This is a genomic window from Enterobacter sp. BIDMC93, assembly GCF_001037805.1.
Lineage (GTDB): Bacteria > Pseudomonadota > Gammaproteobacteria > Enterobacterales > Enterobacteriaceae > Enterobacter > Enterobacter hormaechei_C.
The window spans coordinates 1,805,609-1,825,748 of sequence record NZ_KQ089962.1; the positions used below are offsets into that span (position 1 = coordinate 1,805,609).

The window sequence follows — 20,140 nt, forward strand, 5'->3', positions numbered from 1 at the left end:
AGAATGAGGGATAGCGAATGTCAGGATTTAAAGCAGGTTTTCTGTGGGGTGGGGCCGTTGCGGCGCACCAGCTTGAAGGCGGCTGGAAAGAGGGCGGCAAGGGCGTGAGCGTTGCCGATGTCATGACGGCAGGCGCCCACGGGGTACCGCGTGAAATCACCAACGGCGTGCTGGAGGGGAAAAATTACCCAAACCACGAAGCCATCGACTTCTATCACCGCTATAAAGAAGACATCAAACTCTTTGCCGAGATGGGGTTCAAATGCTTCCGCACCTCCATCGCCTGGACGCGTATCTTCCCGAAAGGCGACGAGCTGGAGCCGAACGAAGCGGGACTCAAATTCTATGACGATCTTTTTGACGAGTGCCTGAAGCACGGCATCGAGCCGGTGATCACGCTTTCCCACTTCGAGATGCCTTTCCACCTGGTGACGGAATACGGCGGCTGGCGCAACCGTAAGCTGATCGACTTCTTTGTTCGCTTCGCGAAGGTCGTTTTTGAGCGCTACCAGCATAAAGTGAAGTACTGGATGACCTTTAACGAGATCAATAACCAGGCCAACTTCCACGAAGACTTTGCGCCGTTTACCAACTCCGGGCTGAAATATGCGCCGGGAGAAGATCGCGAGCCGGTGATGTTCCAGGCGGCGCACTATGAGCTGGTGGCCAGTGCCCTGGCGGTGAAGGCGGGGCGCGAGATCAACCCGTCACTGCAAATCGGCTGCATGATTGCCATGTGCCCCATCTATCCGCTGACCTGTGCCCCGGACGATATGATGATGGCGATGAACGCCATGCATCGTCGCTACTGGTTCACCGACGTTCACGTGCGCGGCAAGTATCCGCAGCATCTGCTCAACTACTTTGAACGTCGCGGCTTCGCGCTGGATATCACCGAAGAAGATAAAGTGGCGCTGACGCAGGGCTGCGTGGATTACATCGGGTTCAGCTACTACATGTCTTTCGCCACCAAAGCGACGGCGGACAACCCGCAGCTGGACTACGACGAGAGCAAGAGCCTGGTCTCTAACCCGTACGTGCAGAAATCGGACTGGGGCTGGCAGATTGACCCGGTGGGGCTTCGCTACTCCCTCAACTGGTTCTGGGATCACTACCAGCTGCCGCTGTTTATCGTTGAGAACGGCTTTGGCGCGATCGACGTGCAGGAGAGCGACGGCACGGTGAACGACCAGTACCGCATCGACTACCTTTCCGCGCATATCCGCGAGATGAAAAAAGCGGTGGTGGAGGATGGCGTAGATCTGATGGGCTATACCCCGTGGGGCTGTATCGACCTGGTCTCTGCCGGCACCGGCGAGATGAAAAAACGCTACGGCTTTATCTTTGTCGATAAAGATAACGAAGGTAACGGCACGCTGAACCGCAGCAAGAAGAAATCGTTCGACTGGTATAAGCAGGTGATTGCCAGCAACGGAGAGCAGCTATAATTGCCCGGTGGCGCTGCGCTTACCGGGCCTACGGGATGTGTAGGCCGGGTAAGCGTTAGCGCCACCCGGCATAATCCCGCCCCCAAGCCGGAGCCCAGCCTCCGGCTTTTTTGTTTTTGATTGATATACGTCAAGCAAGATGGGTATGGCGCAATCCGAAAAAAGCGGTATAATCCCGCGATTTTTTTGCGGATGCCACCTCAGAGGAGAAAGAGAATGAAGATTGTGGAAGTGAAACACCCACTCGTTAAACACAAGTTGGGCCTGATGCGTGAGCATGACATCAGCACGAAGCGTTTTCGCGAACTGGCTTCTGAAGTGGGTAGCCTGCTGACCTACGAAGCGACCTCTGATCTGGAAACGGAAAAAGTGACCATCGAAGGCTGGAACGGTCCGGTACAGGTTGAGCAGATCAAAGGTAAAAAAATTACCGTGGTGCCAATCCTGCGTGCGGGTCTGGGCATGATGGAAGGCGTACTGGAGCACGTCCCAAGCGCGCGTATCAGCGTGGTGGGTATCTACCGTAACGAAGAGACGCTTGAGCCGGTCCCGTACTTCCAGAAGCTGGTCTCTAACATCGACGAGCGTATGGCGCTGGTGGTTGACCCGATGCTGGCGACCGGCGGTTCGATGATCGCCACCATCGACCTGCTGAAAAAAGCGGGATGCAGCAGCATCAAAGTGCTGGTGCTGGTTGCGGCGCCGGAAGGTATCGCGGCGCTGGAAAAAGCGCACCCGGACGTTGAACTCTATACCGCGTCTGTCGACCAGGGACTGAACGAGCACGGGTACATCATCCCGGGGCTCGGCGATGCCGGCGATAAGATTTTTGGTACTAAATAATCGAATAACGATAAAGAAGCCGACTTTGATAGTCGGCTTTTTTTTGAATAAAAACCAACAATGACACTCAGAGGAAAACACTATGACGCGCCGTGCTATCGGGGTGAGTGAAAGACCGCCGCTTTTACAGACAATCCCGCTTAGTTTGCAGCACCTGTTCGCCATGTTTGGCGCAACCGTGCTGGTGCCAATCCTGTTTCACATTAACCCGGCTACCGTGCTGCTGTTTAACGGCATCGGTACGCTACTTTACCTCTTCATCTGTAAAGGCAAAATCCCGGCCTATCTCGGGTCGAGCTTCGCGTTTATCTCCCCGGTTCTGCTGTTGCTGCCGCTGGGTTATGAGGTCGCGCTGGGCGGCTTTATCATGTGCGGCGTGCTGTTCTGCCTGGTCTCCTTCATCGTGAAGAAAGCCGGTACCGGCTGGCTGGACGTGATGTTCCCGCCTGCGGCAATGGGGGCCATCGTTGCCGTCATCGGCCTGGAGCTGGCGGGCGTGGCGGCGAACATGGCCGGGCTGCTGCCTGCGGACGGTCAGTCACCGGATTCTACAACCATTATTATTTCGCTGGTGACGCTGGGCGTGACGGTTTTCGGTTCCGTCCTCTTCCGCGGCTTTATGGCGATTATCCCGATCCTGATCGGCGTGCTGGCGGGTTACGCGCTCTCCTTCGTGATGGGCGTTGTGGATACCACCCCGATTGCCGAGGCGCACTGGTTCGCGCTGCCAACCTTCTACACCCCGCGCTTTGAATGGTTCGCCATTTTCACTATTCTGCCTGCCGCGCTGGTGGTGATTGCTGAGCACGTCGGCCACCTGGTGGTGACGGCGAACATCGTGAAGCGCGACCTGATCCGCGACCCGGGCCTGCATCGCTCCATGTTTGCCAACGGTTTCTCCACCATCATCTCTGGTTTCTTCGGCTCCACGCCAAACACGACTTACGGTGAGAATATCGGCGTAATGGCGATCACCCGCGTCTACAGCACCTGGGTTATCGGCGGCGCGGCGATCATCGCCATTCTGCTCTCCTGCGTTGGTAAACTGGCGGCGGCGATCCAGATTATCCCGGTTCCGGTGATGGGCGGCGTTTCCCTGCTGCTGTACGGGGTGATCGGTGCCTCCGGTATTCGCGTGCTGATTGAATCCAAAGTGGATTACAGCAAGGCGCAGAACCTGATCCTGACCTCCGTTATCCTGATTATCGGCGTGAGCGGCGCGAAGGTGCACATCGGCGCGGCAGAGCTGAAGGGTATGGCGCTGGCGACCATCGTCGGCGTCGGCCTGAGCCTGATTTTCAAGCTGATCTCGGTGATCCGCCCGGAAGAGGTGGTGCTGGACGCAGACGAAAGCGAAAAAGCGCCACATTGATCGTCATGCCGGGCGAAGGATCGCCCGGTTCTCTCCTTGCAGGTTCCGTGTTAAACTCCATTCCGATTTTATGTAAGATCTCTGGTTGAGGTATTTCTGAACGGACCGGCACAGCTCTCTCTGCCACTTTATCTCCCTGACGACGAAACTTTCGCGAGTTTCTGGCCGGGTGATAACCCCTCTTTACTGGCTGCACTGCAAAACGTGCTGCGCCAGGAACACAGCGGATACATCTATATCTGGTCACGCGAAGGCGCGGGACGCAGCCACCTGCTGCATGCCGCCTGTGCGGAGCTTTCGGCGCGCGGTGACGCGGTAGGCTATGTGCCGCTGGATAAACGCACCTGGTTTGTGCCTGAGGTGCTGGAGGGCATGGAACATCTTTCCCTGGTCTGCATCGATAATATCGAATGCGTGGCGGGGGACGAACCGTGGGAAATGGCGATCTTTAACCTCTACAACCGCATTCTGGAGTCGGGCAAAACCCGGCTGCTGATCACCGGCGATCGTCCGCCGCGCCAGCTCAATCTGGGGCTGCCGGATCTGGCGTCTCGTCTGGACTGGGGGCAAATCTACAAGCTGCAACCGCTGTCGGATGAAGACAAACTCCAGGCGCTTCAGCTGCGCGCTAAGCAGCGTGGGTTTGAGCTGCCGGAGGACGTGGGTCGGTTCCTGCTTAAACGCCTGGACAGGGAAATGCGCACGCTGTTTGACACGCTCGATCAGCTCGATCGCGCGTCTATTACCGCGCAGCGCAAGCTAACCATTCCGTTTGTGAAAGATATTCTTAAGCTTTGAGTTTTTTGCCCGGTGGCGCTGCGCTTACCGGGCCTACGAAAACCCGTCATACCTTGTAGGCAGGGTAAGGCGCAGCCGCCACCCGGCTAAAGATCCCCCAACAAGTGCTCCACCAGCAGCGGAATCGGCCTTCCCGACGCCACGCTTCGTCCGCTTTCACGCCACAGTGCCGTACCGCTGATGTCCAGATGGGCCCACGGAATGGTCGGCGGGCAGAAGTGATGCAGCAACCACGCCGCCGAGGCGCTGATTGCCGCATTGTTGGTCGGCGTGTTGCACAGGTCGGCGATGGCGCTGTCGGTCTGTTTTTTCAGCCGGGCGTCCAGCGGCAGGGACCACACTTCGTCACCACTGCGCTTACCCGCCAGCGTCAGCGCCGCGCGCAGCGGTTCATCTTGCGTCATTAATCCGCTCAATTCATAGCCCAGCGCTTTCACCACCGCTCCGGTTAAGGTCGCCATATCAATGATATAGTGCGCCTGCGGATGGCGCTGACTCGCCCAGGCGATAGCGTCTGCCAGCACCAGCCGGCCTTCGGCATCGGTATTGTTGATTTCAACGGTGGTGCCGTTGCAGGCCATCGCCACCGTGCCGGGCTGCATGGCGTCGGGGCCGATGGCGTTTTCCGCCAGCGCCAGCACGCCCATGATGCGCACGGGTAATTTCAGCTCCGCAACGGTCAGCATCAGCCCGAGCACGTTAGCCGCGCCGCACATGTCATATTTCATGGTGTACATGCCCGCGCCTTCCTTCAGCCACAGGCCGCCGGTGTCGAAGGTAATGCCTTTTCCCACGTAGCAGCGCACCGGGCCATCAGACACGCCGTTATAGTGAATAGCGAGCAGACGCGGTGGGCAGGTCGCCCCTTTGCCAACGGCGTGCAGTAGCCCCAGCCCCTGCTTAACAATTTGCTTTTCATCCAACACCTCGCAGCGCAGGGCAGGGCTGGCGGCACACAGTTTTTGCGCCTCTTCCACCACAAACTGCGGCGTGCAGCGGTCGGACGGCATATCCGCCAGACGTCGCGCCGCAACCATGCCGAGCGCAATGGTCTGCTGCTGGCGGAAGGTCGTCTCCAGCTTCGCCTGCTGTTCCGGCAGGCAAAGGGCAGTGATGCAGGTAAGACGCAGCGCTTCGTCCGTCTTCTTCAGCTTCAGGTCACTGAGCCTGTGCGCCTGATTAAAGAGAAAACGCAGTACCTGCGCCAGCACCACATCGTCAATATCCGTCACGTCCAGCACGAGTTCGGCGCTGGCGGGGGCGGCAAGCAGCGGTCGCAGGGCGGTGAGCAACCCTTCGGTCAGGGCGTCATGCCAGAGCGCATCCGGAAACAGGGTGATGCGGGCAAACGGCGCGCAGCCAAAGCGCGCATCCGCGACGGTGCTCTGCTGGCGCATTTCAGCGACAAGAGCGCTTTCCGGTATCAGGGAACTGTCAGCGCGCGCAATCAAATGGCTTTGCGGCTTCGCGTCTGAAAGCGCGTTGATAAACTGGTATGTGATCATCATGACTCCTCAATCGGTGCGCGGATCCGCGCGGCATAGGCCTGCATCCACTCCTCATCTACCGCGTGATAGTGCGTTTTCTCCCGCAGGCGTTCAGTACGGAAAACGGTGAGGGGCTGGCGAGCCGTCGCCACCACAAACGAGAAGGTTTTGATGTTGGTTGCGGCGCCAAATTCTCCTTTGCTGTTCATGCACACCACGGAGAGATCGCCCGCGCGACCGAAGCGCGACATCAGCTTGTCTTCCAGTTCGAACACCACCGAATCCGCCGCCTGCTGCGGCGTCATCCCTTGCGCCATCCGGCGAACGATTTCGTAGCTGGTACAGCCCTTCATCAGATCTTCACCGACGCCCGTGGCGGTGGCCGCGCCGGTTTCGCTGTCGCAGTAAAAGCCGGAGCCGATGATGGGTGAGTCACCGAGGCGACCGCGTTTTTTCATAAACAGGCCGCTGGTGGAAGTGGCGACGCTCATCGATCCCTGTTTATCGAGGCCAATGATGCCGACGGTGTCATGTCCGTCGTAGGGGCTTAACCCCTTGTCCAGCGTTTCGCGGCAGCGCTTACGGTAGTGTTGCATGGCCCGATCCGTGAGCATGGTTTTGTCGGCAAAGCCCTGGCTCAGCGCCCATTCGCGCGCGCCCTGGCCGACCAGCAGGCTGTTATAGCGCTGGCGGCTGAGCGCGTGCGCCACGCGTACCGGGTTGGCGATATCCACCAGATTGCCCACGGCGCCGAACGCCAGCGTGTCGCCGTCCATATAGGCCGCGTCCAGCTCTACCTCGCCGTTCTCGGTCGGCAGCCCGCCGTAGCCGACGGATTTATAAAACGGAAAGTCCTCCACGGCGGCGACGGCATCGACTACCGCCGCAGCGACCGGTTTCCCGGCCGCCAGGGCAGACGCAGATTCCGTTACCCCTTCAAGCGCCATTCGCCAGGTTGCGATAATTCCCCACATGCTTTACTCCTGTTTTGCAAGGGTGGTGTCGGTTTGCGTAGCGGTAGTCAGCTCCGCGGCGCGGTACTGTTTATCCACGATACGGATGAAAGGCAGGTACAGCATGGCGCCAATCAGCAGGTTGATCAGCTGCATCACGCTGCCGCTCAGGTGCCCGGTGACGATAAAGCCGCTGATAACCGGCGGCAGCGTCCAGGGGATAAACACCCCGGTGGTGACGGCGACCGCACCAATTTTCATCGCCGCATACTGCACGGTGACCAGCACCAGCGGCACCAGATTGAACGGGATGAGCATGATCGGGTTCATGATCACCGGCAGGCCAAAGAGAATCGGTTCGTTGATGTTAAACACCGACGCGCCCGCACCGAGGCGTGCTACTTCGCGCATGTTTTTGCTGCGGGCGAAAATCAGCATCGCAATCACCAGCGACAGCGTGGCGCCCGCGCCGCCCATCCAGATCATGTCAAAAAACTGTTCGGTGATGATGTGCGGCGGCGTCGTTCCCGCCTGGATCGCGGCGATGTTGTCGGTCTGGTTCTCCATCCACAGCGGGCGAATAATCCCGTTGATCATCGAACCGGAGTTAATGCCCACTGACCACAGAATGGTGATGCTGAATACGGTCATCAGCGCCCCGAAATAAGAGGTGCCGTAGTGGCGCACCGGGGTGGCAACCACTTCATAAATAAACTGGTGGATGGTGTGATAGTGGGTGTTTTCAAAGATGATGCGGATAAGCAGCACCAGAATCATCACCAGCAGGGCCGGGATCAGGGCCGCGAACGACTCCTGCACCGCCGGAGGCACGCCGTCCGGCATTTTGATGACCAGCTTTTTGCGCTTCAGCCAGCAGAACAGTTCCGTCCACAGCAGGGAACCGATCATCGCCACGAACAGCCCTTTGCTGCCAATCCACTCTACCGGCATCACGGTAATGCCGCCGTTTTCCGCCACTTTGATAAAAGGCGTCAGGATCAGAAACGCGACCAGCGCCAGGATGCCGCAGGAGATGCGGTCTTCACCATAATGCTCAGCCAGGCGGTAGGCCACCAGGAAGCTGATAAACAGCGACATGGTTGAGAACACCGCGTTAAACGGGATCTCTATAATTGCACTCCAGCTCTCACCAAAGGCCTGAGACATAAACTGCTGATAGGCCTGATTCGGGAAGGAGGAGATCACCAGCAGAATAGAGCCGACGATGATAAACGGCATGAATGACACGTAGGCGCCGCGAATGGCCCCAAGATGACGCTGCTGGGCCGTTTTCGCCGCCAGCGGCATCAGTTTTGCTTCAAGAAATCCCAGAACATTGTTCATTGTGAACTCCGTACAAGATTGAGGGGTGTTGTTTATGTTATGTCTGTGGATTATCAGTGAAGCGCGGCGAGCGAAAGGTGAAATTGGTCACAAAGCATTCGCTGCTCTGATATAAATCTCATAAGATTAGTTCCGGAGAGACGCGATGGAAATCAAACTGCATGCCAACGCCACCACCACGCCGCGTATCCGTCGTTATCTTCAGCAGTCAGATAAAAGCGACAGGGAACTTGCCGTTGAGCTGGGGATCTCGGTCACCACCGTCAGGCGCTGGCGCAACCGCGACCAGGTTTCGGATAACCACACCACGCCAAAAGTGATACACAAAGCGCTGAGACAAGAGCAGGCGACACTGATAAATGCCCTGCGGGATATCACCGGGGCACCGCTGGACGATCTGCTGCTGCTGGTGAATGACGGACTCGGGATCGCCGTTTCCCGCGCGACCCTGAACCGCTACCTCAAACCAGCTTCAGTAAAACAAAAGGGGGCGTCGTTGCAGGGCAAAAAGGCGCTGAAGGCCGGTATCATGCCGCAGAAGCTGTTTCTGCATCATCAGCCGCTGTCGCTGCATATGGACGACGGTGGCGAGCAACACCTGCTCTGGGCGCGTGAACCCGTCAGCGGCTGGTGTTACGCCCGGCTTTATGCTGGCGTATCGCCGCAGTTGCTGACCCGCTGGACGAACGAGGTGCTGGCTGCCTGTCCGGCTGATATTCAATCTGTTGAGACTTTTGGGCTAGAAGTGAACTTGCCGGAGCATAACGTCACCGTAAAAGTGCATTCACAGTATTATCTCGCCCTTCAGGTCACCGTGCCGTTACGCGAAATCATTCCGCGGGTGAACAGTGAACCGATGGGAGAGCTGTTGATCCAATTGTGTGAGTTTTACAACCGGGGAAAAGCGCAGAAAAAGCTGGGAGAGCGTACGCCGCAGGCGTTTCTGGAAGCGCTGCGGCGTAACGATTAGACGATCTCGAGCACGTCTTCCGGCGGACGGCCGATACGCGCCTTGCCATTTGCCACTACAATCGGGCGCTCAATCAGCTTTGGATTGTCGACCATCGCCTGAATCAGCCGATCTTCAGTGAGACTGGTATCGTTCAGATTGAGCGACTTATACAGATCTTCTTTCTGACGCATCAGGTCGCGTGCGCTGCCCATGTTCAGCATCTTCAGCAGCTGGCGGATAGTCTGCGCGTCCGGCGGCGTCTCCAGGTACAGCACCACTTCCGGTTCGATGCCGTTAGACTTCAGCAGGCTGAGGGTGTCTCGGCTCTTGGAGCAGCGAGGGTTATGGTAAATTTTTACCGCGTCTGTCATGACTTCTCCTTTATTACATCTTCTCGTACGGCTTAAAGCGTTGTTGCAGGCCGCGCAGCTGGTCGATTCGCGCATCGTAGCGGGCCTGTTGCAGGCTGCCAAGCTTCACCTGCGAGCTGGCGCTGCTCAGCAGGGAAATGGCCTGATCGAGACGACCCGCCAGCGCCAGACCTTCCGCACGCGCGGCCAGCTCCTGATCGCGGTTACCCAGTTGCCCCTGGGCCTGGGCGAGCAGCTCCCAGCCGTTCTGGTCATCTTTATTGTTAAAGGTGTAGCGGTTCAGAATGGTCACCGCCTCGCCGGGCTGGCCGCCCTGTAGGTAGGCGTTCGCCAGGTTAAGCTGCAATACTGGATTATTACGAAGATCTTTCGCCCCTTTCAGGCGATTAATCGCATCGGTCGCTTTTTTCTGCCCCAGATCGATATCGGTGGCGAGGTCGAGATACCACGGATTGTCAGGCGCCGCCGCCAGCAGCGGCTGTAGCGCTTTTCGCGCTTCATCGTATTTGCTGGCCTCCATCGCCTGGAGCGCCTGACCATACTGCGCCGCGTTTTTCTCGCGCACGTTGCCTTTCGCCAGCCCGTCCAGCAGATCGCTGGTGAGCTGATTACGTCCGGAGTTGTACATGCCAAGCGTTCTCACTTTGGCCATGTAGAAATCCTGCGAAGACTGCACCACGACCGGACGCATCTGGTTGGCTCGGTTACGCGCATCCGAGAGGCGGCTTTCCGGCAGCGGGTGGGTCAACAGAATTTCAGGCGGGCGCGACGAGTAGCGTGCCTGGTCGAGCAGCTTTTCCAGGAAGCTCGGCATGGCCTGCGGGTCAAAGCCGGAACGCTGTAAAACCTGAATGCCGATGCGGTCTGCTTCCTGCTCGTTCTGCTGGGTAAAGCTGATCATCCCCTGACGCGTCCCCGCCAGCGTCCCGGTAAGTGCCGCCATCCCGGCCTGCGGGCTGGCCATCGCCAGCAGAATAGAGCCCAGCGCGCCCACCCAGGTTAGCGGGGCGTTACGCTTCTGATCTTCCATCGCACGCGCCAGATGGCGCTGGGTGACGTGCGAAATTTCGTGCGCCATGACGGACGCCAGCTGGCTTTCGTTATCGGAATAACGGAACAACGCCGAATGCAGTACCACGTTCCCGCCAAAGAAAGCGAAGGCGTTGATTTCGTCGTTATTGATTAAATAGAAGTGGAAGGGCGTTTTTACCGAGTCGGCGTGCGCCACCAGACGCATCCCCAGGCCGTTAATGTATTGCACCAGCAAAGGGTCGTTAATCAGCGGAGCACTGCCGCGCAGCTGGCGTACGTAATAATCACCCATCTGCATCTCCTGCCCGATGGAGAGCGTGCTTCCTGCCGTGGTGCCCATGTCCGGCAATGAATCGGACGAGTCAGCGAAAGCGGGCAACACCTGACCCACCGTCACGGCGGCAATCAGTGTCGCAACCAGTGTTTTTCTCAACTGCCTGAACATAACCACTGTCCTGTATGTTGGATGTGCTAATTTGACCGATGAACCCGCATAACGTTCATCTCCGCTGCTCTGCGAGTGTAGCCGTGTTAAGAGATGAAGAAAATCCCATTCATCAGGGTTTTGCGAAACCTGACAGTGAAACAAAAAGGAAAGTCTTTTTTGTGACAGTTAGATACAATTCACCGTCTCACTCCCGCCATTCGATTCAGGGAAGGGTTGTATGCTCGAAATGTTAATGCAGTGGTATCGGCGTCGGTTTAGCGACCCGGAAGCCATTGCTTTGCTGGTCATTCTGGTTGCCGGATTCGGTATCCTGTTCTTCTTTAGTGGCCTGCTGGCGCCGCTACTGGTAGCGATTGTGCTGGCGTATCTGCTGGAGTGGCCCACCGCGCGTCTGGAACATATCGGCTGTTCCCGGCGCTGGGCGACCAGCATTGTTCTGGTGCTGTTTGTCGGCATTCTGCTGCTGATGTCCTTCGTGGTGATGCCCATCGCCTGGCAACAGGGGATCTACCTGATCCGCGATATGCCCGGCATGCTGAATAAACTGTCTGATTTTGCCGCCACGCTGCCGCGCCGCTATCCTGCGCTGATGGACGCCGGGATCATCGATGCGATGGCCGAAAACATGCGCGCCCGCATCATGACCATGGGTGACTCGGTGGTGAAATACTCTCTGGCCTCGCTGGTAGGCCTGCTGACGCTGGCGGTTTACCTTGTTCTCGTGCCGCTAATGGTGTTCTTCCTGGTCAAAGATAAAGAGCAGATGCTGAACGCGGTGCGCCGCGTGCTGCCGCGCAATCGCGGTCTCGCCGGTCAGGTCTGGCAGGAGATGAACCAGCAGATCACCAACTACATTCGCGGCAAAGTGCTGGAGATGATTGTGGTGGGCGTGGCGACCTGGATTGGCTTCGTGATCTTCGGACTGAACTACTCGCTGCTGCTGGCGGTGCTGGTCGGATTCTCGGTTCTGATCCCGTATATCGGCGCGTTTGTGGTGACCATTCCGGTAGTCGGTGTGGCGCTGTTCCAGTTTGGTCTGGGTACGGAGTTCTGGAGCTGTTTCGCCGTATACCTGATTATTCAGGGACTGGACGGGAACCTGCTGGTGCCGGTGCTGTTCTCAGAAGCAGTTAACCTGCATCCGCTGGTCATTATCCTGTCAGTGGTGATTTTCGGCGGGCTGTGGGGATTCTGGGGGGTATTCTTCGCCATTCCGCTGGCGACGCTGATTAAGGCCGTGGTCCACGCGTGGCCGGATGTGCCAGCGGTGGAAGAGAAGTAGATTTATTGCGGGCTGATGCCCTCACCCCAACCCTCTCCCGCGGGGAGAGGGGGCAAACACTAAAAACGGTAGCGCATGCTACCGTTTTGCATTTACCTTGTAGGCCGGGTAAGCGCAGCGCCACCCGGCACTAAAATTATCACGCGTTCTCTTTCAGCCACTTCAACACCACGTCGTGGTGGTTGCTGGTTTTGAAATCATCAAACACGTGCTCAACTTTACCGTCAGCGTCAATCAGGAAACTGATGCGGTGAATACCGTCGTACGTTTTGCCCATAAAGGACTTCTCACCCCAGACGCCAAACTGCTCGCAAACCTGGTGGTCTTCATCGGAAAGCAGCGTGAAGTTCAGCAGCTCTTTTTCCGCAAAGCGTGACAGCTTCTCTGGCTTATCGGTGCTGATGCCCAGCACTTCCACACCGACCTTTTTCAACTCATCCATGTTGTCGCGTAGACCGCAGGCCTGTACGGTACAGCCCGGGGTCATGGCTTTCGGGTAGAAATAGACCAGAACACGCTGTCCCTGGAAGTCGGTCAAATTTACTTGCTCGCCGTCTTGATCCGGTAAGCTAAATTTCGGTGCGATATCACCGGCTTTCAGTGGGTTCATTACTCAACTCCATCCTGTTCGTGCTGCGAATAATCGACGACGCTTATACTGCCTTGCGCATGTAATTCTGTACAGAGGGCTTTGAACGCTTGCTCGATATTTGACGCATCCTGCGAGGCAGGGCTGTGTGCGGTAATTTGAATAAACAGCGTCGGGATTGCGTTTTCATCGCCCGGCTGCGTGCGGGAAACCAGTTCGGCAATGTTCATCTGATGGCTGTCAAACAGCGCCGTGAAACGTTCAATCAGATGAGGTGAATCAGGCACTTCAACCTGTACCCAGACCGTGGCAGGCAGAGCCGGACGCGGGCGCGCGGTGGTGCGCTTCATCACAATCAGTAAATCCAGCTCTGCGCCTTTCAGCGGCAAGGTAGATTCGATGAGGGTAATGGCATTCCATGTTCCGGAAAGCAGCATGATGAACGTGAACTCTTCGCCAAGCATAGCCAGCCGGCTATCTTCGATGTTGCAGCCGCAGCTGCTCACGTGGCGAGTGATGGTATTCACGATACCCGGCCTGTCAGCACCCAGCGCAGTGATAACCAGGTAATGTTGTGATGAGGTTGTCAAACCTGTTCTTCCTTTGCGTGGTTAAGTCTTCCTAAGGAAAGCATAAAAAAAACATGCATACAACCGCCTGAGAGCCTCAGGTCGCTTGCTTTTATTACAGTTCCAAACGTAACATTGAGGCTCTTGTTCGCACAGAGGATGGCTCATGTTCACGGGAAGTATTGTCGCGCTTGTTACACCGATGGATGAAAAAGGTAATGTCTGCCGGTCAAGCATGAAGAAGCTCATTGATTACCATGTCGCCAATGGAACCTCGGCGATCGTTTCGGTAGGGACTACCGGTGAATCCGCTACGCTGAGCCACGAAGAGCACGGCGACGTTGTGATGCTGACCCTGGAACTGGCGGACGGGCGTATTCCGGTCATCGCGGGGACGGGCGCAAACGCAACGGCAGAAGCGATTAGCCTGACTCAGCGTTTTAACGACAGCGGCATTGTCGGCTGCCTGACGGTGACCCCTTATTACAACCGTCCTACTCAGGAAGGTTTGTTCCAGCATTTCAAAGCCATCGCTGAACATACTGACTTGCCACAAATTCTGTATAATGTGCCGTCCCGTACCGGTTGCGATATGCTGCCGGAAACCGTTGGCCGTCTCTCGAAAGTAAAAAATATTATCGGGATTAAAGAGGCGACAGGGAACTTAAGCCGCGTTCATCAGATCAAAGAGCTGGTTTCAGACGACTTTATCCTGTTGAGCGGTGATGATGCGACCGCGCTGGACTTTATGCAGCTCGGTGGTAATGGCGTGATTTCCGTTACGGCGAACGTGGCGGCGCGTGATATGGCTGACATGTGCAAACTGGCCGCAGCCGGTCACTTTGATGAAGCTCGCGTGATTAATCAGCGTCTGATGCCGTTGCACAATAAATTATTTGTCGAACCCAATCCGATCCCAGTGAAATGGGCATGTAAGGAGTTGGGGCTTGTAGCAACCGACACGCTGCGTCTGCCAATGACACCGATTACCGACCACGGTCGTGAAATTGTCGCTGGCGCGCTGAAGCATGCCGGTTTGCTGTAAAGTTTAGGGAGATTTGATGGCTTATTCAGTACAGAAGTCGCGCCTGGCGAAGGTTGCGGGTGTTTCGCTTGTTATGCTCCTCGCTGCCTGTAGTTCAGACTCGCGCTACAAGCGCCAGGTGAGCGGTGATGAATCCTATCTGGATGCGCCGCCGCTTGCTGAACTTCACGCGCCTGCCGGCATGATCCTGCCGATCCAGAACGGTGATTATAATATTCCGGTTACCAACGGCAGTGGCCTGGTGGGTAAAGCGCTTGATATTCGTCCGCCGGCTCAGCCTCTGGCGCTGGTGAGTGGCGCGCGCACGCAGTTTACCGGTGATACGGCCTCTCTGCTGGTGGAAAGCGCACGCGGTGCCACGCTGTGGCCGCAGGTTGTGAGCGTTATTCAGTCGAAAAACTATACGATTGATAAACGCGACGACGCCAGCCAGACCTTAACCACCGACTGGATTGAGTGGAACCGTCTCGATGAAGACCAGCAGTATCGTGGTCGTTATCAAGTCTCCGTTAAGCCGCAGGGTTATCAGCAGGCGGTTACCGTTAAGCTGTTGAATCTTGAGCAGGCAGGTAAACCGGTTGCCGATCCGGCCGCCATGCAGCGCTACAGCACTGAAATGCTGAACGTGATTGCCGCTGGTCTGGATAAGAACGCTACCGATGCCGCAAACGCCGCGCAGAACCGTAACGGTTCAACGTTTGATGTGCAGAGCGGTGCAGACGATACCGGCCTGCCAATGCTGGTGGTGCGTGCGCCGTTTAATCAGACCTGGCAGCGTCTGCCAGCAACGCTTGAAAAAGTGGGCATGAAGGTGACCGACAGCACCCGTTCAACGGGCAGCATCACAGCGACCTATAAGCCGCTGTCTGATAGCGCCTGGCAGGAGCTGGGGGCAAGCGATCCACAGCTGCCTTCCGGTGACTACAAAATCCAGGTTGGCGACCTCGATAACCGCAGCAGCCTGCAATTTATCGATCCGAAAGGACACACGCTGACCCAGGCGCAGAACGATGCGCTGGTCGCTGCCTTCCAGGCCGCATTCAGCAAATAATAGTGAGGGCTGGTTAATCCAGCCCTTTTTATTTTCGTGCTACGCAAACGTGTGCGTGGCATAATATGGCCAGTTTTGAATACAAATCATCACACCAGGAGTAATGAAGATGCAGAAGCAAGCTGAGTTGTATCGTGGCAAAGCGAAAACCGTATACAGCACGGAAAACCCGGATCTGTTGGTGCTCGAATTCCGCAATGATACGTCAGCAGGAGACGGCGCACGCATTGAGCAGTTCGATCGTAAGGGCATGGTGAACAACAAGTTCAACCACTTCATTATGACCAAACTGGCCGAAGCCGGTATCCCGACTCAGATGGAAGCGTTGCTGTCCGATACGGAATGTCTGGTAAAAAAACTGGATATGGTGCCGGTTGAGTGCGTGATCCGTAACCGTGCCGCAGGCTCCCTGGTGAAGCGTCTGGGCATTGAAGAGGGTATCGAACTGAATCCACCGCTGTTCGATCTGTTCCTGAAAAACGACGCCATGCACGACCCGATGGTCAACGAATCCTACTGCGAAACCTTCGGCTGGGTAAGCAAAGAGAACCTGGCGCGCATGCAGGAACTGACCTACAAAGCCAACGACGTGCTGAAAAAGCTGTTTGATGACGCGGGCCTGATCCTGGTCGACTTCAAGCTGGAGTTCGGTCTGTACAAGGGCGAAGTGGTGCTGGGCGACGAATTCTCGCCGGACGGCAGCCGCCTGTGGGACAAAGAGACGCTGGATAAAATGGACAAAGACCGTTTCCGCCAGAGTCTGGGTGGCGTGGTCGAAGCGTACGAAGCGGTTGCTCACCGTTTAGGCGTTAAGCTCGACTAAACTGCGCATTTGCCAAAGGATGTTGGCATCCTTTGGCGTCTTATCCTTGTTTACTATGGTAATCCTTTCATTAACCGCCTACGATCATAGCTATTATAAATGGAATAGTTCGAGGTGTTTATGCGCTGGCAAGGGCGTCGTGAAAGTGACAACGTAGAAGACAGACGCAGCAGTGGTGGCGGTGGTCCGTCTATGGGCGGGCCAGGTTTCCGGTTACCCAGCGGCAAGGGCGGCATTATTCTGCTGGTCGTCGTGCTGGTGGCGGGCTACTACGGCGTCGACCTGACCGGTTTGATGACCGGTGAAACCGGGCAACAGCAGCAGTATTCTCAGCGCTCCATCAGCCCGAATGAAGATGAAGCGGCGAAATTTACTTCCGTTATTCTCGCGACGACCGAAGATACCTGGGGTCAGCAGTTCGAGAAAATGGGGCGGACTTATCAGCCGCCAAAACTGGTGATGTACCGGGGCGCAACCCGCACCGGCTGCGGCACCGGGCAGTCCGTTATGGGGCCGTTCTACTGCCCGGCGGACAGCACCGTCTATATCGATCTCTCCTTCTATGACGACATGAAAAGCAAGCTGGGCGCCGACGGCGATTTTGCCCAGGGCTACGTGATCGCGCATGAAGTCGGCCACCACGTGCAGAAGCTCCTCGGCATTGAGCCTAAAGTGCGTCAGATGCAGCAGAATGCTTCTCAGGCGGAGGTGAATCGTCTGTCCGTACGCATGGAGCTTCAGGCCGACTGCTTCGCTGGCGTCTGGGGACACAGCATGCAGCAGCAGGGCGTGCTGGAAACAGGCGATCTGGAAGAGGCCCTGAATGCCGCACAGGCGATTGGTGACGATCGCTTGCAGCAGCAGAGCCAGGGGCGCGTTGTGCCGGACAGCTTTACCCATGGCACCTCAGAGCAGCGCTACAGTTGGTTTAAGCGTGGCTTCGACAGCGGCAACCCGTCGCAGTGTAATACCTTCGGCAAAGCTATGTGATGTTGGGGTTTGAACAGCTGGTCAACCAGCTTCAGCGTACCGGGCACCGCCGGCTGGTGGTGCTCAGCGGCGATGAAGCGTGGACGTTGAGCCAGGCGACCATTCTGCGCGATACGTTACCAGGAGACTGGCTGTGGCTGGAGGAAAACCCCTCTAAGACCATCAGCGGCCTGCTGGGACGTGAATACCTGCACGCCGTTTTTGACGCGCGTCGCGGGTTTGACGTCTCGGCCTTCGCCGCCCTCAGCGGGACCCTGCGCGCCGGAAGCCTTCTGATGCTGCTGGTGCCGCCGTTCTCCGTCTGGGCTAACAGGCCCGACGCGGATTCTCTACGCTGGAGCGACAGCGCCGAGCCGATCGCCACCCCGCACTTTGTTCACCACTTTTGCCGGACGCTTGCCGCCGATTCAGATGCCATCGTCTGGCATCAACATCGTCCTCTGTGCCTTCCCGTTACGTCAGATTTACCCGCCTGGCAGCCTGCCAGCGGTGAACCGCAGCGCGAGCAAGCTGAGATCCTCGACGCTCTTCTGACCATGCCTGCGGGCGTGGCCGCCGTGACGGCACCGCGCGGACGCGGAAAGTCCGCCCTGGCGGGCATGTTGCTCAACGGCATTCAGGGGAGTGCAGTCGTGACGGCACCGGCAAAAGGGGCGACGGATGTCATCGCGCGTTTCGCCGGGGAACATTTTCACTTTATGGCCCCGGATGCGCTGCTGGCCTCCACAACAGAAGCTGACTGGCTGATTGTCGATGAGGCGGCCGCCATCCCCGGCCCGCTGCTGGAGAAGCTGGCGTCGCGCTTTCCCCGCGTGTTGCTGACCACCACGGTGCAGGGTTATGAAGGCACGGGCAGGGGATTCCTGCTGAAGTTCTGCGCCCGGTTTAGCGGGCTGCGGCGTTATACCTTATCCACGCCTGTTCGCTGGGCTGCCGGATGTCCCCTTGAGCGGATAGTGGCGAACGCGCTGCTGTTCGACGATGCGCTTATCGATCGCAAACCGGAAGGCGAGGTACGTTTAACGTCGCTGGAGCCCGGGATGTGGGAGAGCGATCCGACGCGCGGGGCAGGCGTGTATGAACTGCTTTGCGCCGCGCACTACCGGACGTCACCCCTCGATTTACGCCGGATGATGGACGCCCCCGGCCAGCACTTTGCTGTTGCTCAGGCGGGCGCGGAGATCGCGGGCGCGCTCTGGCTGGTGGAGGAGGGGGGATTACCCCCTGAACTTAGCCGCGCAGTCTGGGCGGGCTTTCGTCGGCCGCGTGGAAATCTGGTGGCGCAGTCGCTGGCAGCGCACGGCGGCTCGCCGCTCGCGGCGACGCTGAAAGGCCGACGCGTCAGCCGCATTGCGGTTCATCCCCATCGCCAGCGGGAAGGCATCGGCCAGCGGCTGATCCGCAGTGCCAGCGGAGAAGATTATCTCTCGGTCAGCTTTGGCTATACCGACGAGCTGTGGCGTTTCTGGCGGCAGTGCGGGTTTGTGCTGGTGCGAATGGGCAGCCACCGGGAAGCCAGCAGCGGGTGCTATACGGCGATGGCGTTGCTGCCGCTGAGCGAGGCGGGGCATCAGCTCTGCGAACAGGCGCATCAGCGGTTATGTCGTGATATGCGCGTCCTGTCGGCCTGGAATGGCGAAAAGATCCCGGTGACGGATGCATGGGAAGCTACCCTTAATAGTGACGACTGGCTGGAGCTGGCGGGGTTTGCCTTTGCTCACCGGGCGTTTTCAACTTCGGTTGCGGCGCTGACGCGGTTGTTGTTAGCCGTGGACATGCCGCTCCCGGCACTGCGGGGGAAAATGGAAGGGAATATGCACGATTTCGGGCGCAAAGCGTTGCTGGCGAAGCTACGCGAGGAAACCGCTCACGCGCTTGAAAGGCTTGATTACTCCCGTAGCCAGCAGCTGAAAGCCGACATTTTGCAATGGCAATTTTTTCAATGAGTTCTTCAGTAAAGTGGCATGGTCATTACCCCGCGGAGGCGTAAAATCCTGCTTATCAATTAAGGAGATCGCCATGAAACATGACCATTTTGTTGTGCAAAGCCCGGATACACCTGCTAAACAGCTCCTGCTTCTGTTTCATGGCGTGGGCGACAATGCCGTCAATATGGGACAAATTGGCAGCTGGTTTGCACCCGTTTTCCCACACGCGCTGATCGTCAGCATCGGCGGCGTGGAGCCGTGCGGTCCGGACGGGCGGCAGTGGTTTTCCGTCGAGGGCGTGACGGAGGAGAATCGTCAGGCGCGTATTGATGCCGCTATGCCAGCCTTTATCGATACCGTGCGTTACTGGCAGCAGCAGAGCGGCGTAGGCGCCGACGCAACGGCGCTGATTGGCTTCTCTCAGGGCTCAATCATGTCGCTGGAAAGCGTAAAAGCGCAGCCCGGACTGGTGTCCCGCGTGATTGCCTTTAACGGGCGTTTTGCGACGTTACCGCAAAGCGCGACCACGCAGACCACGATCCATCTCATTCATGGGGGGGAAGACCGGGTAATTGAGCTTTCGCATGCGGTTGCTGCCCAGGAGACGCTGATGCGCGAGGGCGGAGATGTGACGCTGGATATCGTAGACGATCTGGGGCATGCCATTGACGATCGCAGCATGCAGTTCGCGCTCGATCATCTGCGTTATACCGTACCGAAGCACTACTTTGATGAAGCGCTCAGCGGCGGTAAGCCGAATGACGATGATATCGTCGAGTTTATGTGAGGTGTCCCCCTCTCTTTAGGGAGAGGGG

General features: G+C 57.5%; 19 protein-coding genes. 12 read left to right on the top strand and 7 right to left on the bottom strand.

Annotation, left to right across the window (positions count from 1 at the left end):
• Positions 1-17 precede the first annotated feature (17 nt).
• From SK58_RS08595 to SK58_RS08610, 4 genes are all read left to right on the top strand, one after another.
• Positions 18-1,448, top strand: coding sequence for a 6-phospho-beta-glucosidase (locus tag SK58_RS08595; protein WP_023295128.1), 1,431 nt, complete (start codon positions 18-20; stop codon positions 1,446-1,448).
• A gap of 216 nt (positions 1,449-1,664) precedes the next feature.
• Complete coding sequence (gene upp, locus SK58_RS08600; RefSeq protein WP_003860560.1) at positions 1,665-2,291, top strand: uracil phosphoribosyltransferase; 627 nt, start codon at positions 1,665-1,667, stop codon at positions 2,289-2,291.
• Positions 2,292-2,373: 82 nt separating this feature from the next.
• Positions 2,374-3,663, top strand: coding sequence for a uracil permease (gene uraA, locus SK58_RS08605; RefSeq protein ID WP_032673269.1), 1,290 nt, complete (start codon positions 2,374-2,376; stop codon positions 3,661-3,663).
• Positions 3,664-3,759: 96 nt separating this feature from the next.
• Positions 3,760-4,461, top strand: a complete 702-nt coding sequence (locus SK58_RS08610; protein WP_166792068.1) for a DnaA inactivator Hda — start codon at positions 3,760-3,762, stop codon at positions 4,459-4,461.
• An 86-nt stretch (positions 4,462-4,547) separates the two neighbouring features.
• Here the strand turns inward: SK58_RS08610 and SK58_RS08615 are convergent, their stop codons facing one another.
• From SK58_RS08615 to celB, 3 genes are read right to left on the bottom strand one after another with little or no spacing between them, the layout of a single operon-like run.
• The gene (locus SK58_RS08615; RefSeq protein WP_032673268.1) at positions 4,548-5,966 is read right to left on the bottom strand and encodes a leucyl aminopeptidase family protein; all 1,419 of its coding nucleotides are present in this window, start codon (positions 5,964-5,966) and stop codon (positions 4,548-4,550) included.
• Positions 5,966-6,922 carry a N(4)-(beta-N-acetylglucosaminyl)-L-asparaginase gene (locus tag SK58_RS08620; RefSeq protein WP_015572193.1) on the bottom strand — a complete coding sequence of 319 codons (957 nt, stop codon included), beginning with the start codon at positions 6,920-6,922 and terminating at the stop codon, positions 5,966-5,968. The genes SK58_RS08615 and SK58_RS08620 overlap by 1 nt, the downstream gene beginning before the upstream one ends.
• A 3-nt stretch (positions 6,923-6,925) precedes the next feature.
• A complete protein-coding gene (gene celB, locus SK58_RS08625; protein WP_048219680.1) occupies positions 6,926-8,245 on the bottom strand; it encodes a PTS cellobiose transporter subunit IIC in 1,320 nt (439 codons plus the stop codon).
• A 145-nt stretch (positions 8,246-8,390) separates the two neighbouring features.
• Here celB and SK58_RS08630 point away from each other — a divergent pair, with 145 nt between their 5' ends.
• Positions 8,391-9,215 carry a homeodomain-like domain protein gene (locus SK58_RS08630; protein ID WP_045141747.1) on the top strand — a complete coding sequence of 275 codons (825 nt, stop codon included), beginning with the start codon at positions 8,391-8,393 and terminating at the stop codon, positions 9,213-9,215.
• On the opposite strand, the gene arsC is transcribed toward SK58_RS08630, so the two are convergent.
• Positions 9,212-9,568: an arsenate reductase (glutaredoxin) gene (arsC, locus tag SK58_RS08635; RefSeq protein ID WP_017383503.1), complete on the bottom strand. Its 357-nt coding sequence runs from the start codon at positions 9,566-9,568 to the stop codon at positions 9,212-9,214. The two genes, SK58_RS08630 and arsC, sit on opposite strands and share 4 nt — an antisense overlap.
• Before the next feature lie 13 nt (positions 9,569-9,581).
• Positions 9,582-11,045: a beta-barrel assembly-enhancing protease gene (bepA, locus tag SK58_RS08640; RefSeq protein ID WP_023295124.1), complete on the bottom strand. Its 1,464-nt coding sequence runs from the start codon at positions 11,043-11,045 to the stop codon at positions 9,582-9,584.
• 220 nt (positions 11,046-11,265) lie between these two features.
• Between bepA and SK58_RS08645 the strand changes: the two genes are divergently transcribed.
• Positions 11,266-12,330 (top strand): AI-2E family transporter, encoded by a 1,065-nt coding sequence (locus tag SK58_RS08645; RefSeq protein ID WP_003860546.1) that lies wholly within the window; start codon positions 11,266-11,268, stop codon positions 12,328-12,330.
• Between the two features lie 139 nt (positions 12,331-12,469).
• Here the strand turns inward: SK58_RS08645 and bcp are convergent, their stop codons facing one another.
• Both bcp and SK58_RS08655 read right to left on the bottom strand, forming a co-directional pair.
• Positions 12,470-12,940 carry a thioredoxin-dependent thiol peroxidase gene (bcp, locus tag SK58_RS08650; RefSeq protein ID WP_015572198.1) on the bottom strand — a complete coding sequence of 157 codons (471 nt, stop codon included), beginning with the start codon at positions 12,938-12,940 and terminating at the stop codon, positions 12,470-12,472.
• Complete coding sequence (locus SK58_RS08655; protein WP_000213743.1) at positions 12,940-13,509, bottom strand: glycine cleavage system transcriptional repressor; 570 nt, start codon at positions 13,507-13,509, stop codon at positions 12,940-12,942. The genes bcp and SK58_RS08655 overlap by 1 nt, the downstream gene beginning before the upstream one ends.
• 145 nt (positions 13,510-13,654) lie before the next feature.
• Between SK58_RS08655 and dapA the strand changes: the two genes are divergently transcribed.
• The 6 genes from dapA to ypfH all read left to right on the top strand — a co-directional run bounded on the left by dapA (position 13,655) and on the right by ypfH (position 20,112).
• A complete protein-coding gene (gene dapA / locus SK58_RS08660) occupies positions 13,655-14,533 on the top strand; it encodes a 4-hydroxy-tetrahydrodipicolinate synthase (RefSeq protein WP_003860542.1) in 879 nt (292 codons plus the stop codon).
• Positions 14,534-14,549: 16 nt separating this feature from the next.
• On the top strand, positions 14,550-15,584 hold the full coding sequence (bamC, locus tag SK58_RS08665) for an outer membrane protein assembly factor BamC (protein WP_017383500.1): 1,035 nt from the start codon (positions 14,550-14,552) through the stop codon (positions 15,582-15,584).
• Between the two features lie 109 nt (positions 15,585-15,693).
• Positions 15,694-16,407 (top strand): phosphoribosylaminoimidazolesuccinocarboxamide synthase, encoded by a 714-nt coding sequence (gene purC, locus SK58_RS08670; protein ID WP_001171626.1) that lies wholly within the window; start codon positions 15,694-15,696, stop codon positions 16,405-16,407.
• A gap of 120 nt (positions 16,408-16,527) precedes the next feature.
• Complete coding sequence (locus tag SK58_RS08675; protein WP_001303362.1) at positions 16,528-17,397, top strand: KPN_02809 family neutral zinc metallopeptidase; 870 nt, start codon at positions 16,528-16,530, stop codon at positions 17,395-17,397.
• On the top strand, positions 17,397-19,343 hold the full coding sequence (locus SK58_RS08680; RefSeq protein ID WP_040117929.1) for a tRNA(Met) cytidine acetyltransferase TmcA: 1,947 nt from the start codon (positions 17,397-17,399) through the stop codon (positions 19,341-19,343). Before SK58_RS08675 ends, SK58_RS08680 begins: the two co-directional genes overlap by 1 nt.
• A 73-nt stretch (positions 19,344-19,416) precedes the next feature.
• Positions 19,417-20,112, top strand: a complete 696-nt coding sequence (gene ypfH / locus SK58_RS08685) for an esterase (protein WP_023295120.1) — start codon at positions 19,417-19,419, stop codon at positions 20,110-20,112.
• Positions 20,113-20,140: the final 28 nt, after the last annotated feature.

Excerpts from the sequence above, each read along its gene's own strand:
- uraA (WP_032673269.1), top strand. The coding sequence starts at position 2,374 with ATGACGCGCCGTGCTATCGGGGTGAGTGAAAGACCGCCGCTTTTACAG.
- upp (WP_003860560.1), top strand. The coding sequence starts at position 1,665 with ATGAAGATTGTGGAAGTGAAACACCCACTCGTTAAACACAAGTTGGGC.
- SK58_RS08615 (WP_032673268.1), bottom strand. The coding sequence starts at position 5,966 with ATGATCACATACCAGTTTATCAACGCGCTTTCAGACGCGAAGCCGCAA.
- bepA (WP_023295124.1), bottom strand. The coding sequence starts at position 11,045 with ATGTTCAGGCAGTTGAGAAAAACACTGGTTGCGACACTGATTGCCGCC.
- ypfH (WP_023295120.1), top strand. The coding sequence starts at position 19,417 with ATGAAACATGACCATTTTGTTGTGCAAAGCCCGGATACACCTGCTAAA.
- bcp (WP_015572198.1), bottom strand. The coding sequence starts at position 12,940 with ATGAACCCACTGAAAGCCGGTGATATCGCACCGAAATTTAGCTTACCG.
- SK58_RS08645 (WP_003860546.1), top strand. The coding sequence starts at position 11,266 with ATGCTCGAAATGTTAATGCAGTGGTATCGGCGTCGGTTTAGCGACCCG.
- SK58_RS08620 (WP_015572193.1), bottom strand. The coding sequence starts at position 6,922 with ATGTGGGGAATTATCGCAACCTGGCGAATGGCGCTTGAAGGGGTAACG.
- SK58_RS08680 (WP_040117929.1), top strand. The coding sequence starts at position 17,397 with ATGTTGGGGTTTGAACAGCTGGTCAACCAGCTTCAGCGTACCGGGCAC.
- SK58_RS08595 (WP_023295128.1), top strand. The coding sequence starts at position 18 with ATGTCAGGATTTAAAGCAGGTTTTCTGTGGGGTGGGGCCGTTGCGGCG.
- bamC (WP_017383500.1), top strand. The coding sequence starts at position 14,550 with ATGGCTTATTCAGTACAGAAGTCGCGCCTGGCGAAGGTTGCGGGTGTT.
- arsC (WP_017383503.1), bottom strand. The coding sequence starts at position 9,568 with ATGACAGACGCGGTAAAAATTTACCATAACCCTCGCTGCTCCAAGAGC.
- purC (WP_001171626.1), top strand. The coding sequence starts at position 15,694 with ATGCAGAAGCAAGCTGAGTTGTATCGTGGCAAAGCGAAAACCGTATAC.
- dapA (WP_003860542.1), top strand. The coding sequence starts at position 13,655 with ATGTTCACGGGAAGTATTGTCGCGCTTGTTACACCGATGGATGAAAAA.
- celB (WP_048219680.1), bottom strand. The coding sequence starts at position 8,245 with ATGAACAATGTTCTGGGATTTCTTGAAGCAAAACTGATGCCGCTGGCG.
- SK58_RS08675 (WP_001303362.1), top strand. The coding sequence starts at position 16,528 with ATGCGCTGGCAAGGGCGTCGTGAAAGTGACAACGTAGAAGACAGACGC.
- SK58_RS08630 (WP_045141747.1), top strand. The coding sequence starts at position 8,391 with ATGGAAATCAAACTGCATGCCAACGCCACCACCACGCCGCGTATCCGT.